Here is a 14,053-nt window from a genome sequence, read left to right as displayed (position 1 = left end):
AAGAGGAGCCCTCAGCATTCCGCTGGGGGCTCCTTTTACGTCACTTTAACCAAGCCGAACGGAGCGGTATTGCGACGGAGAAATGCCTTCCCTTTTACGGAAAGCGCGCGAGAAATTATTCTCATCGACGAATCCAACCTGCTCGACGATTTCTTTAATGGACAGCGGCGTTGTTTCAAGCAGCTCCTTTGCTTTTTCGATCCGGATTTTCGAGACATATTGCATCAAAGGCAATCCGTTCTTGTTCTTGAAATAGCGCGTTACGTAAGACGGAGTCAACGAGAGCTCTTCAGCAATGGTCGAGAGACTGAGATTACAGTCCATATACGATCGGGCCACGTACTCCAGCATGGACGTATACAATCGGTCGTGACTCGAATCCTCCCCTAAGCTGTCTTGAATGCTACGGGCGGCTTCAAACATATTGCCGCAAGCCTCGTCGATCGTCTTCGACTGGTATTCGGTAAGAGCATCCAGCTTGTATTTAATGGCTTCGCGATGCGAAAGCGGAATGTTATTGACAAGCTGGTTCAAGGTGAAGATCATTTGCTGGTACGTCAAGCGGAAGGCTGATGCATCCTCCAAAAACGTAAACCGCGCTTTAAGCTCGACGATTTGCCGCTCCAGGTTTTCAGGATCTTTGGAGCAGACTGCAGCATGAAGCGCATCTGCCAGCAGCGAAATTTGCCGCACGTCGCCCGTGCCGGCAGCTGCCTCACTCGCGATTCTCGGAGCTGCTGCCGAAGGCGTAATAATCGATTTTTTGCCGGCAAAAATCCGGTATTCCGAAAGTGAAGTCGCCGAATTAAACGATTGATGCAGTTCATTGGTTGGCTGCGGCTCGCCAACGGCACAGGACAAGGAAAGCGCGAAATGCCTTTCCATGAACGCCAAAATCTGCTCGGCAAACGCGCGGCTATGCTGCTCCCAGCGGCCTGCGTCATCGGTATTCCACGAGACGATACCGACAATACCATTGTCGATAGCCAAATCAAGCGCATAATTGGTGCCATGCTCGCCCGATAAGTTCTCAAAAACGTTGCAGATGGCATACTTCATCAACCACTGCTCGCTTAGCGGCTCTTTGCTTATTTTGGCATTGTAGTCGTCAAACATAAACATCAGTACGCTGCTTGTATTTCGCATGCCAAGCAGCTTGTCCAATGCATTCCGGTTGGCCTCGGACGTATTATCTACGTTCAACTTCCCCATCAGTACAGCCAGCAACAGCTGGTTTCTTGTCAAAATTTCCTGATTATGCATCATGTGGGACAAGTGTAGGCTTTCATCTCTCATCTGCTCGATATATTGTGTTAACCGGGTCAGCTCATCCTGCTCCGTAGTCTCGGCTTTATCCGTGAACCCGGAAAAACGGTTCGATAGCTCCTGGATCGGCTGATAGCTTTTGAAAGCCGAACGGAAGCAAAGCACCACACCAAGAACAAGCGAGAACAGGAATATTCCCAAGGAAATCGTGAGGGCGGCATAATACTCTTGGTTGTAGGCACTGCGTTGAATCGCGTTAATGACATGGAACTGTTGTTTTTCGGACGTTTCCTGCAGGAGTAGATAGCCTGGAATGCGCATCTTAGCATCATTGATGGCAAGGGCAAGCCTTCTCCAATCCAAGTCGCTATGACCTTTTAAATAGAAAATCGGTGTGCCGCTGCGGTCAAAAGCGATCAAACTGCTTTCGTTATCGGTTATTTGCCGGAAATTATTCAATAAAGCAGAATAGTCCAATTTATAAATCATCACCCCGCTGGAATATGGCGTACCATTGAGCGGGATCAACAATAGAAGAACCTGTTCCTTGCCCGGTTCTTCACTCGTATGGATCAGCGAGGAAATAAACGCAGGCTCCTTCAGCTTATCCAGTACATCGTATAATTGCTCTGACGCTATTCGGTTATGGCCGATTAAACGAACATAGCTTTCCGGGGTATACATGCCCGTATCCGTAAAAATCGTGTTCTCCAGCGAAGGATAAGAGGATTGACGATAGTAAAGGCCTATCGAATCGAGATTTGCTGAAGGCGCTTTCAAATTTGCCAGTTCATTCGCAATAGAATACGGATAAGCCACCTGCTCTTGCAATTGATAAGGGAGCAGCCTTGTATTTCGCGATACGGACAAGGTCAGCATCTGCAAATCGAATATTCGGGTATCGAGCAGTTCGGTCATGTGCGCCATCGATTTCTGCGTGTTGTCCATAAGCCGATTATAGGTGTTCGATAAAGAAATGATATTGGTCAATAAGAATAGAAGGCCGGATACGGCCAATATGAGAAGGTACCGGAACAAAAATTTACGATACAGCTTGGACTGGATTGCTTTGCGCACCATCGTCACATCCTTGATGATTTAGGTCTATAGCGTATTTCGAGTATACGGATTTCATATAAGCTTATCAATTCTTCTTCGCCAAAAAGCAAAAATTGACTGGGTGCTGAAAGATTTGCAGGGTGTTTTTATGGCTCAAATCGCAATTTTAGCGTGCAAAAGCCGATATCCGCTTGTTGTTGCAGGCCGTAAATTCACTTATTATCGAGCCATACGAAAGCGTTTCAGGCGCCGAACCGCTTTCGGCCACGAAGAAGGAGGCCCGTTAAATGGCTGCTACAGATAAGACTGCCACCTTTTCAGAATCACGGAGAAAAAGGTTTGCACTGCGAAAAAATTGGGACTATCTGATCTTCGTTATTCCGGTCGTCCTGTATTTCCTTATTTTTTGCTACGGCCCTATGTATGGGGTGCAGCTATCCTTTAAACGATTTAATCCGGCCACGGGGATTACCGATAGCCCTTGGATCGGCATGGATAACTTTACGAGGCTTTTTGATTCATACCAGTTTTCCCGAATTCTCACCAATACGTTGGTCATTAATTTGTTTAAGACGCTGATCAGCTTTCCCATTCCAATCATCCTGGCTCTCATGTTTAATGAGATTAAACGCGAGCGGTTGAAACGAACGTTCCAGACGATCACCTATGCGCCGTATTTTATATCAACGGTTGTATTTGTCGGCATTATTAATCTATTTCTTGCCGGAGAGAACGGATATATCAACCATCTCCTGAATATGTTCGGTTTCGGTTCGATTCCGTTTCTGACCGATCCGCAATATTTCCCCGGCGTTTACATCGGGACCGACGTGTGGCGGAATGCAGGCTGGAATTCCATTATTTTCATCGCTGCATTGTCCAGTGTGGATCCGCAGCTACATGAATCTGCGCAAATCGACGGGGCCAGCCGTTGGAAACGGATCCTTCATGTAAACTTGCCATGCCTTCTGCCAACCATCGTCATTCAATTTATTTTGCAGATGGGAAAAATGATGACACTCAGCTATGAGCGTATCCTGCTCATGCAAAACAGCTTGAATATCGAGTCGTCCGAGGTTATATCCACTTACGCTTATAAGATGGGTTTGATCAACATGGATTACGGATTTTCCACTGCCGTGGGGCTCTTTAACAATGTCATCAACATCATCCTGCTGCTTGCGGCCAACAAACTCGCCAAAAAATACAGCAGCGGCAGCTTGTTCTAAAGGGAGGAATGACCATGCAGGCTGGTTCCAACAAAATTAAAGAGGCTTATGGAGACCGTTTATTTCTGACGGTTACGTATTCATTAATCGGTATTTTGGTATTAATCATTCTTTATCCGCTTATTCACGTCGTCAGTGCCTCTTTTAGCGATCCCAAGCTGGTCGTAACCGGCAAAATCGGCTTGTTTCCGCAAGGGTTTAATTTGGAGGCTTACCGGCGGGTATTTATGAACGAAGAAATATGGATCGGCTATCGTAATACAATCCTTTACACGGTTATCGGAACGATAGTGAACATTGCGCTGACGATGATGGGTGCTTACCCGTTGGCCCGCAAAAATTTCCCTTGGCGCAGAGGGTTCATGGTCTTTTTCACGATAACGATGTTTTTCAGCGGCGGTATCATCCCGATGTATTTGCTCGTTAAAAATTTGGGCCTGTACAATTCGATGTGGGCTTTGATTTTGCCAACCGCCATTAACGTGTACAATATGATCGTCGCCCGGACTTTCATCGAATCGACCATCGACGAGCAGATCTATGAATCGGCCTACATGGACGGATGCAGCAATATACGGGCATTTTTCTCCATCGTGCTGCCTTTGTGCGCACCGATCATAGCCGTCCTCGTCCTGTTCTATGCCGTCTATCATTGGAACTCCTATTTTGAGGCGATGATTTATTTGAAAGACCGATCATTATATCCCTTGCAGCTGTTCCTCCGGGAAATTCTGGTTATGAATCAGTCGGATAACGTGATGATGGATTCCATCGAGACCGATTCGAGCAAGTTTCTTGTCGCTGAAGGGGTCAAATACGCAGTTATTATCGTATCAAGCGTGCCCATTTTAATGCTGTATCCGTTTCTTCAGAAATTTTTTGTCAAAGGCATGATGATCGGCGCTCTTAAAGGCTGAATAATAAAGGAGATGACTACGAATGACCCAGAAAAAATATGTTTTGCTCTTGTCTGCCTTGCTGAGCGTATCGCTGCTCATGATGAGCGCCTGCAGTAATGGCGGGAATAATACAGCGAATCCGGCGCCTGGCGCAAATGAAGGCACAGCCACTATTAATAAAACGGGAATGCCGATTGCCAATGAGCCCGTCCATCTGAAAGGGCTGGTTGCAAAGTACGAGCTGGTCAGGGATTGGAACGAGCATAAGGGGCTGAAGGATTACGAGGCGAAGTCCAATGTCATCATTGATTGGGATTCCGTCCCGCAAAACACCTTCGAAGAGCGGAGAAATCTGCTGTTTGCATCCAATGACCTGCCGGATTTTGTCATGCGGGCGATGCTGTCGCCGCAATTAATAACTTCTTACGCGGCTTCCGGTCAAATCATCCCGCTTGACGGTTACATCGAAGCCGGTTATGCGCCGAACCTCTCGGCGTTGATGGAAGCCAATGACGGGATTCGCAAATCCATTACGTCAGCCGACGGTCATATTTACTCGCTTCCGAATATTAGCGAAGCAGACGGCCGGATTGCATCCTCGTGGATCAATAAGCAATGGCTGGACAAGTTGGGGCTTGCGATGCCAACAACGATGGACGAGTTCTATGAAGTATTGAAAGCGTTCAAAGAGCAAGACCCGAACGGAAACGGCAAAGCGGATGAACTGCCGATTTCCGGTTACAAGGAAAACAATAGCAGCGGCAATGAGTTTTTCAGATCGTTTTACGGCAGCTGGGGTTTCGGAGGCAATTCAGGCATTATCGCGCCTTATATGGATGTTGATGATGCGGGCAAGATTCGTTATATCGCAACAGACGATACGTTTAAGGATATGCTGACCTTCTTCAGCAAGTTGTGGGCGGAAGGGTTGATCGATAAAGAAATTTTCTCGCAGGATATGAACCAGGTGGTCTCCAAGGTCGATGAAGAACGGATTGGTTACGTAGCGAAAGGCAACAACAATCTTTGGATGGGAGACAATCGTGGCCATTACGTGCAAAATCCTGTTTTTAAAGCAATTGATGGGGACGTGTATTGGACAGGTGTCAGCCCGAAGGTTCGGGATATCGGCTCCTTTGTCATTACGAGCAAAAATCCGAATCCTGCAGCGACGCTTCGCTGGGCGGATTATTTCCTTAGTGAGGAAGGGACCGCGCTGGCACGGCTTGGCATCCAGGACGTTACTTACACGATTGATGGAGACGGCTTCTATAAGCTGAAGGATGAATTCGCCAACAATCCTAACGGGCTTACTGTAGATGAGGCGCTTTCGGAGTATACTATTTTTCAAGGCGGCAATATTCCGCAGCGCGTCACGCAAAATGTAGACCAAAGCGCGGCTGTCCTTCCCGAAATGATTGCCAATAAGGATGTCATTCGTCCATTCCTGGTACCGGACGAGAAGCTGATGATACCGAATTTCACGGAAGAAGAAAACATTCAGTTAAGCACATACGCAACAGATATCGAAGCGTTCACAGATGAACAAATCGTTAAATTTATCACGGGCGCAAGACCGATTGATGACTGGGAAAAATTTGTGGAGACGCTCGACAAGATGAAGCTGGATAAATACCTTGCCATCTATCAAGCGGCTTACGACCGTTGGAATCAGCAATAATAGATGAGAAACCGAGGGAAAGGGGAACAAGGCCATGATCTTTTACGGTACAAGCGCAGCTGAAGGAATTCCGAACCCGTTCTGTTCATGTTCTGTTTGCAGCAACGCTCGAACAAAGAGAGGGCGTGAAATTCGCCGCCGTTCCATGCTTCGGCTTGATGAACGGCTCTGCATCGACCTAGGGGCGGACGCCTTTCAGGAAGCAATCGAATACGGCGACTTTACCAAGCTGCAGCATGTGCTGGTGAGTCATACGCACGAGGATCATTTCAATTACATGATGATGAATATAAGGAATATGTCGATCGAACGCACGACGGAGCCCTTGCACTATTATTTTACCGATCAAGCGTATGACATCGTTGATTTCTATCGGCAAAGCCGGCCGATTATGAAAGGAATGACTTCTGACCTGGAGGCGCGCGACATTGTCGCTTTTCATAAGCTGGAGTTTAATGATAAGGTTACAATCTCCGGCATGGAAGTGACGCCGCTCCGCGGCAATCACTTGGGCAACATGGGTGAGAGCTGCGCGAATTATTTAATTGAACGGCCGGACGGGCAGAAAATTTACTATGGCGTAGACACCGGTTGGTATTTGCCGGAGACGTTCCGGGCCCTGGAGAATGTGTCGCTGGACGTGCTGATTAGCGAATGCACCTTTGGTCTGACGCCTGGGCGCGGACCCCATCCGAATGGGCATCTGGACGCATTCAGCTGCATGGAGTTATTTCACACACTGCTTGAACAAGGCACGCTGCATGCCAATTCGCGTATCTACCTGACTCATATCAACCACTTTACCTCCAACCATGCTGAGCTCGTGGATTGGTTTGCAGACCAATCGTTCCCTTGTCCGATTACCGTTGCTTGGGACGGGCTAAGCATATAACAGATCGCTGAAGATAAGCTAAGCCCCCCTTCTAAAGGAGAGTTGGCTTGGTTTGTATTAGCCGTCGTCTTCATCGGTCTTGGACGGTACGACTATTTAGTCAGTCCCGTATCGCTCTGGGATGCTGTAGACGACTCGCAGGAACACGTGAAGAAAGTCATTTTTGAAAAGAGCGGCCATAATCCGATGTTCGAAGAGCCTGAGCTTTTTGATGCCATATTAACGGATTGGATTCATGAAACGGGTAACTAACCCGTTGAAGATACAACGTATGCCGTTACTGTAATGAAGAGGAGCCCTCAGCATTCCGCTGGGGCTCCTTTTACGTCTACTTGCGTTTTAACCGGTAAACTCTCGGTCATACGGCTTCAGCGGCATCGTCCGGATGGATGCTCTTCTCGCTGAAAACCGCTCCTTTTTTGAGTCCATGCGGACACAGAATCCGTTAATTGCTGATATTCCATCGTTTTTTAAGCCCATGCGGACACAGAATCCGTTAATGTAACACAATCACGGATTAATCCCGAAATATTTTGCGAATAGCGGATCTCATGTCCTCAAACCACTACGAAATGGCTAAAAACACAGAAATAGCGGAACCACTGTCCTTAAAAAGTCACGACCCATTCAAAAAACTTAGATTTCTTGAATTTTTGATTTTTTGATTCTTTGAGTCCGCGACCCTTGATACTTCCATTCCTCGATTCTCGATTCTCGGTTCCCGATATCCTGATTAATCGCCTCTACTATTAATTCCTTAATTCCTTGGACTCAGCTCCCTAGATCCTTATATCCCTTGATCATGCTCTTATGTTACCTAGCAGGGTCATCGTACCAATTGCATCATGACGACAATAGCTCCTCACGGCCTCCCAACTCCATCTGACTCGCTCTTTGGGGTTTGGGGGAAACGGAGAGCTCCCTCATCAGAGGGATAACTCCCCCAGCCTGCGCGTTTCCTCCTCAATCCGGCTGGTATCGATCCGCTCAAACAAAAGCTCGACGTCATGAATCGGCCTGCCAGCCGGAACACGGCACCACTCCCACACAGGCTGCTCCAGCGAGAGAAAACTTCGTATCCTATCGCAAGAGAACGGAATAAACGGCTGCAGCAGGTTCGCCAAATTGGCAATGATCTGAACGCAGGTGTACAGCGTTGTCCCGCACGCTTCGCGATCCTCCTTGACCTGAATCCACGGCTTCTGTTCATCAAAATATTTGTTCGCCATGCGCACCACGCTGAAGATTGACTCCAACGCTTCCTTCAGTCGCCCACCCTCAATGAGCGCCCCGGACTCGCAGTACAATGCCTCAACCCTGCTCTGCCACTCTTCAGATATACAGCCCTCGGGCACTTTCCCACCAAACGATTTATTCACAAACACCAAAGTACGGTTGACGAAATTCCCAAATGCGCCAAGCAGCTCGCCATTGTGGCTGTGAATGAACTCCCTCCAGGAGAAATCGGCATCCCGCTTCTCGGGGCCGTTCGCAATGAGAAAGTAACGAATGGAGTCCGGTTGATAACGGCTTAACAAATCCGGCACCCATATGGCCCAATTCCGACTGGTCGAGAACTTCTTCCCTTCCAGCGTCATGTACTCGCAAGATATGATTCGGTCCGGCAAATGCAGGTCACCTGCCCCCTTCAGCAGCGCTGGCCAGATCAGCGTATGAAACGGGATATTATCCTTCCCATGAACATAGTAAGCGGTAATCTCATCCCTCCCCTTGAGCCAAAAGGATTCCCAATCGCCGCCCGTTTCCGCGGCCCACTGCTTGCTAGCGGATAAATAGCCGCTGACCGCTTCGATCCAGACATAGATTTTCTTATCCTCAAAGCCCGGAACGGGGACATCCACGCCCCAGGTCAGATCCCGCGTAGCCGCCCGGTCCTGAAGCCCTTCCTCCAAGTATCTTCGGGTCAATTGCACAGCATTATCCCGCCAGCCTCGGGCGTTATTCAAATCATCCGCCAGCTCAGCCTGGAAATGTGACAGCGCTACGTAAAAATGCTCGGTGGGCCGCTCCACCGGAGGGTTTCCGCAGATTTTGCAGGTCCTATTCGTCAGGTCGGACGGATCAAGTATGGTGGAGCAGGCGTCGCACTGATCCCCACGGGCCCTGCTGCCGCATACAGGACAATCTCCTTCCACGTAGCGGTCCGGCAAAAACCGCTGATCGGTTTCGCAATACGTTTGCTGTATAGTTTTTCGATACAGATGGCCGTTTTCCAGCAGTTTAAGAAACAGCTCCTGCACCACGGCGTGATGAAACGCCTGATCGGTTCGAGTGTACAAATCGTAGGAGAAACCCAGCTGTTTAAAGCAATCCACGAACTCACCATGATACCGATCCGCAATATCCCCGGGAGCCACGCCCTCCTGAATGGCTTGAACCGCCACGGGCGTTCCATGACAATCACTGCCGGATACGTACAGGACCTGATCGCCTTTCGCGCGGAAATAACGCGCCAACACGTCTCCAGGCAGCAAACTTGCAAGCCTCCCTAAATGTAATGACCCGTTGGCATAAGGCCAGGCACCGCCGATAAAAATGTTCGTCATATCAATCATCCTCCTTTTTTTGGACAACAAAAAAAGCCCTCATCCCAAAAGGGACGAGAGCTTGCCGCTCACGTGGTACCACCCAATTTCATTCATGCCTTGCGGCATTCACCTCTTTAGGTACGACGCCATATATCGCGTGTATACCCTAGCACGTTAACGGGTGCGGGATCCGGTACAGCCTACAACCCTCTGCAGGGTTTCGGTGCACAGCTCAGAGACCATATTCCCAAGGTTCTTTCCTTACCCCTTTTCACCAACCGGGGCTCTCTGTTCAAAGACGTTACCAAGGTACTCTTTCTCTTCATTGCTTTTGTTTAACATTATTCAAGTTACTGGAAATCATACCCGAACTTTATGAATGAAGTCAAGGGGACGGATGCGCATCCTTTCTTGCCCTTTCCCGGCCATCCCGTATCGCTCCCAGCTTCTTCCCCAGCATCATCTTCAGTTTCTTGCGGGCTCTGCTCATGCGGTTCCGTACATTTTCAGGCTCAATTTGGAGCACTTCGGCAATTTCCAAAGTGTTGAAATCCTCGTAATAATACAAATACATCGGCTGTCTTAGGGTTTCAGGCAGAGTAAGCACAGCAGATAACAGTTCGTCATGGTTCTCCTCGCTATTCATCATCGATTCAGGCGCCTCCATGGCGCACTCGCTTAAACGATTCTCCGAAAAAAAGTCCATCGGTTCCAGCTCCGTTTCCTCGTAGGTTGATCGATTCTTCCTTGTTCCCCTTAGTTTCAACTTCGGGCCCTGTTCGTGACCGGTTGTATTGGTCGTCTCTTCCTCGAGAAGATGCGTGCCCACAAATTTACCGGGTCATGCCTAGATTTCCAGGACTCTCTGGCCGTTCGATCTACTTCCATCTGCTGCTGCCTGATGAGATATTCCGCAACAAACCAATTGTTCATCTCCAGTCTCTCCCCTCGCCGCCCATTAGTTCATATTTTTTTGAACTATATTTTTAAGTTCAATTATATATGAACATAATAAAAGTTCAATATTTATTTTCACCACGATGTGGTATCATAAAAATGGAATGATGTGTACTTGAAGGAGAGATTGATCATGACCGTTATCCGAATTGACTATTCGCCTGTTCACGAGCTGGTCACCAGCTTATTCGCATATACAGATAATAAAAACCAAATGCATGATCTAGGAAATAAGTGGAGGAAAGAAATTCAGAAGAAACTGTCTGCATCTTTTACGGATAAGCTCGAAGAGCTGGACCTGTTCGAGCTTATTGCTTATCTGCACCTGGCTATCGTAGACAGCCCGGAAAAAGACAACGTCGAAAGGTTTCTTGCCTGGTTTGCCGATTTGGGAGAAGGCCTATTGTATGAAATCCTGGCGCCTTATCTTGAAGACGGGTTTCCGATGGGACTTAAAACATTCCGGGATCTCAGCCATGAGATCATGACGGAGTGGCACCGGGCCTATACAATAACGCCGGAAATTCACGACTTGCTGGGACGTTCCGCTGCCCGCATGGAGCAGCTAAGCCGGGAGCTCCCCTACATTGATCTGATTGATGAGGCAACAAGCGGAATTGTGCTCGATCCTGAAGATGAATACAACGCCATTCTTCTTATCCCTACCTATCACATCAAGCCGTTAAACCGGATGGACTACGTGAGCAACCAACAACTCATTATCAGCTATGCCGTAGATGATGAGCAGGTGGACGAGGATACACCCACCAGTCAGCTGCTGCGGATGACCAAGGGGTTGGCTGACGAGAAGCGGCTGGTACTGCTGCACATCCTGGCTAAAGGGCCCGTTACATTTACCGAATTGCAGCAGAAAACCGGCCTTTCAAAGAGCAACCTGCACTATCATCTATCCCTGCTTAAAACCGCGGGTCTCCTGCGCATGCATTTCAAAATGCCGAATGAGCGATATAAATACAGTGCAAGACCTGAATCCTTCAATCAGCTGAAAGCGTTCTTGGAGTCTTACGTGTTTGGATTATCCCAGTCATGAGGAACGAATTCCGTTACAGCAAACAGACTTGAGGAACAATAAAAAAGATGACCCCACAGGTGGAGTCATCTTTTTGTCATGGACAGCTTGATTCCTGCGGAATCTTCTGCTGTCACTTCGATTAAAAAGGTAATGGCGGCCGCTATACCCGCCCATTAACAACATCATTAGACTTTAGGCGCCAGCTCCGCCGCCTGACGGATCGCTTCCATCAAGCTTTTCTCGTCGGCGATGCCTTGCCCGGCAATGTCGAACGCCGTACCGTGATCGACGCTGGTGCGGATAATCGGAAGGCCAACGGTAATGTTGACGCCTGCATCCAAGCCAAGCACTTTGACGGGACCATGCCCCTGATCGTGATACATAGCCACTACGATGTCAAAGTCACCGCGAACCGTCCGGAAGAACAGCGTATCGGCCGGCAGCGGGCCTACGACCTGGATTCCTTCTGCCTGTGCCTTCTCGACGCCCGGTATGACTTTCTCTTCCTCTTCGCCATATCCGAACAATCCGTTCTCGCCTGCGTGAGGATTGATTCCGCAAACGGCAATCCGCGGAGCGGCGATGCCGGACTTCTGCAGTGTCTCATGAGCAAGCTTAATGACATGGTATACGCGCTCCGGGTTTATCGAACGGACAGCGTCGATGATGCCAACATGCGTCGTAACGTGAATGACCTTCAGATTTGGTGCAGACAGCATCATGGAGTAGTCCGTGGTTCCGGTCAAATCCGCCAGAATCTCCGTATGGCCCGGATATTTATGGCCCCCTTTATGCAGGGCTTCCTTATTCAGCGGTGCGGTGCATATAGCCTGAATTTTATGATCCTTCGCCAATTCGATGGCCGTCTCCAAAAATTTAAACGCGGCGTGTCCAGCTTCCGGAGCAACTTGTCCAATCGGCAAGTCCGCTGGCAGCAGATCCAGATCAAGCACATGAACCGTGCCAAAACGGTAGTCCACCTGCTCGAGCTCATCGGCAGTAATCGCTTCGATAGCCAAGTCACTGCCCACGAAAGACTTTGCCCGCTCCAATATCTTCACGTCCCCGATCACAACCGGGTGGCTGATATGATACATCTCCTCATTCATGAGGCTCTTGAGTATAATTTCAGGACCTACGCCTGCGGCGTCTCCCATTGTAATCCCGATAACCGGTTTATGCTGGCTCATGTTCTCACCTTTTTCTTATTTGTTATATAGTGCAAGGAATCTACCAGGGATTGATCATTTCCGAACCCCCCGGCTTTGGTGACGGTCCAGTAACCTTTCTCCATGCCCTGAAGCCTTCCGAACGGCAGGCCGGGCTCTACTTCCGAATACAGCTGCATTTCTCCCATTCCAAGTTCGATACAGATAGCCTTAGCCGTATCACCGCCGGTTAATACCAACCCTTGGATCTCAGCGTATGCCTGTAAAATGGCTTTTGTCATTCTTCCGAGTCCCAGCGAGATCGCTTCGCTTACCTCGGTTGAAGATAATCCTCGCTCATCCCCTGCTTCTTTTGCAAGTCTGCGGTTTTCTTCCGAAGCGTCCACGTACAGGACCAGGTAGCGCTTGTCCCTATCCTGTGCGATTTGCTGCAGGGCCTCCTCTGTATCGTAAGTTTCACGAATCAGTGCGGCCGGATCGATCTCCAGCATCAACGAGTCGGGCATATCTTCGACGGCACGAAGCTGTCGCCGGGTCGTTTGGGACAAGCTTCCTGATACGATCAGCGCCTTATCCGCCTGGGCCCAGTCTTGGCTCCCCTTCTCCATGGAAGTCAAAGACAGCGCCTCCGGCAAGTATTCGATTAATCCGGCAGAACCGGCCCATAGAATCTTCTTGTCCAGCTGTGAAAATAATGCCGATATCGCCTGCAAATCCGCTTCCGTCTCACTATCGCATACAAACCAGGTTTGACCTTCCGCTAGCTTGGATTGGAGCCATGGCATAAATTGCGCGGCGGGCTGTCGCACTTGACTTGATGAAACCAGCACCGCCTCAGGCTCTCCTTCCTTCTGCAGCAGCTTCGGGATATAGCTTTCCATGACGGGCGTTTTGGGATCCTTGGCAAACTCCGTCTCGGTGATCAGTACACCTTGAACATAGTGATGTCCCTGTACCGTCGTACGGTACATTTTGGGAAAAGCCGGGGCGATCAGCACCAAGTCCGGCTGGAATACCTTCTGCACCGCCCGCAGTTCCTCTGCAACATTCCCGCGCAAGGTGGAGTCCAGCTTCTTGTAGATGTGGCGGCAGCCCTGCTCTTCAAGGAAATGAGCGGCTTCGTACGCCGCTTCATAGGCGTCCACGCTGCGTTTCGCCCTGCTATCCGTATCGACGATCAACACTTCGGCACGGGTGTCCTGACGGTAATGGCGATGATCGAATACAACGGTGGAAACCAGTCCCTTCTTCGCCAATTGTACGCCAGAGTCATTCGCACCGGTCAAATCGTCCGCGATGATTCCAATTTGTTTTATCAC

10 protein-coding genes, 1 pseudogene and 1 other annotated feature are annotated in these 14,053 nt (G+C 49.1%); of the genes and pseudogenes, 6 read left to right on the top strand and 5 right to left on the bottom strand.

Annotated elements, in window-relative coordinates; all coding sequences use genetic code 11:
• Window positions 1-45: 45 nt before the first annotated feature.
• Entirely contained in the window at window positions 46-2,343 is a 2,298-nt protein-coding gene (locus tag ACOZB4_RS31005; protein WP_422759722.1) for a helix-turn-helix transcriptional regulator, read from the bottom strand.
• 269 nt (window positions 2,344-2,612) lie between these two features.
• Here ACOZB4_RS31005 and ACOZB4_RS31000 point away from each other — a divergent pair, with 269 nt between their 5' ends.
• The 5 genes and pseudogenes from ACOZB4_RS31000 to ACOZB4_RS30980 form a co-directional block, all read left to right on the top strand.
• Complete coding sequence (locus ACOZB4_RS31000; RefSeq protein ID WP_379414050.1) at window positions 2,613-3,554, top strand: ABC transporter permease; 942 nt, start codon at window positions 2,613-2,615, stop codon at window positions 3,552-3,554.
• Between the two features lie 14 nt (window positions 3,555-3,568).
• Window positions 3,569-4,471 carry a carbohydrate ABC transporter permease gene (locus ACOZB4_RS30995; protein ID WP_098741393.1) on the top strand — a complete coding sequence of 301 codons (903 nt, stop codon included), beginning with the start codon at window positions 3,569-3,571 and terminating at the stop codon, window positions 4,469-4,471.
• A gap of 22 nt (window positions 4,472-4,493) precedes the next feature.
• Window positions 4,494-6,134 (top strand): extracellular solute-binding protein, encoded by a 1,641-nt coding sequence (locus ACOZB4_RS30990; RefSeq protein ID WP_379414055.1) that lies wholly within the window; start codon window positions 4,494-4,496, stop codon window positions 6,132-6,134.
• Window positions 6,135-6,168: 34 nt separating this feature from the next.
• Window positions 6,169-7,026 carry an MBL fold metallo-hydrolase gene (locus ACOZB4_RS30985; RefSeq protein WP_379414057.1) on the top strand — a complete coding sequence of 286 codons (858 nt, stop codon included), beginning with the start codon at window positions 6,169-6,171 and terminating at the stop codon, window positions 7,024-7,026.
• Between the two features lie 66 nt (window positions 7,027-7,092).
• Window positions 7,093-7,278: pseudogene (locus tag ACOZB4_RS30980) on the top strand (alpha/beta fold hydrolase); the annotation flags it as partial.
• A gap of 674 nt (window positions 7,279-7,952) precedes the next feature.
• On the opposite strand, the gene metG reads toward ACOZB4_RS30980, so the two are convergent.
• A complete protein-coding gene (metG, locus tag ACOZB4_RS30975) occupies window positions 7,953-9,593 on the bottom strand; it encodes a methionine--tRNA ligase (RefSeq protein WP_379414060.1) in 1,641 nt (546 codons plus the stop codon).
• A gap of 46 nt (window positions 9,594-9,639) precedes the next feature.
• Window positions 9,640-9,910: a binding site (T-box leader), on the bottom strand.
• 50 nt (window positions 9,911-9,960) lie between these two features.
• On the bottom strand, window positions 9,961-10,404 hold the full coding sequence (locus ACOZB4_RS30970; protein WP_379414063.1) for an RNA polymerase sigma factor: 444 nt from the start codon (window positions 10,402-10,404) through the stop codon (window positions 9,961-9,963).
• A 261-nt stretch (window positions 10,405-10,665) separates the two neighbouring features.
• On the opposite strand from ACOZB4_RS30970, the gene ACOZB4_RS30965 reads away from it, so the two are divergent.
• A complete protein-coding gene (locus tag ACOZB4_RS30965) occupies window positions 10,666-11,583 on the top strand; it encodes an ArsR/SmtB family transcription factor (protein ID WP_379414066.1) in 918 nt (305 codons plus the stop codon).
• A 167-nt stretch (window positions 11,584-11,750) separates the two neighbouring features.
• Here ACOZB4_RS30965 and pdxA read toward each other — a convergent pair whose 3' ends face one another.
• Window positions 11,751-12,755, bottom strand: a complete 1,005-nt coding sequence (gene pdxA / locus ACOZB4_RS30960; RefSeq protein WP_379414068.1) for a 4-hydroxythreonine-4-phosphate dehydrogenase PdxA — start codon at window positions 12,753-12,755, stop codon at window positions 11,751-11,753.
• On the bottom strand, window positions 12,752-14,053 hold the full coding sequence (locus ACOZB4_RS30955; protein WP_379414070.1) for a four-carbon acid sugar kinase family protein: 1,302 nt from the start codon (window positions 14,051-14,053) through the stop codon (window positions 12,752-12,754). The genes pdxA and ACOZB4_RS30955 overlap by 4 nt, the downstream gene beginning before the upstream one ends.

Origin of the sequence: Paenibacillus sp. NPDC058898 (genome assembly GCF_049316025.1) — a bacterium.
Classification (GTDB): domain Bacteria; phylum Bacillota; class Bacilli; order Paenibacillales; family Paenibacillaceae; genus Paenibacillus_AQ.
Note: the sequence above shows the minus strand (reverse complement) of the source record. Positions and strands in the feature narration are given on the sequence as shown.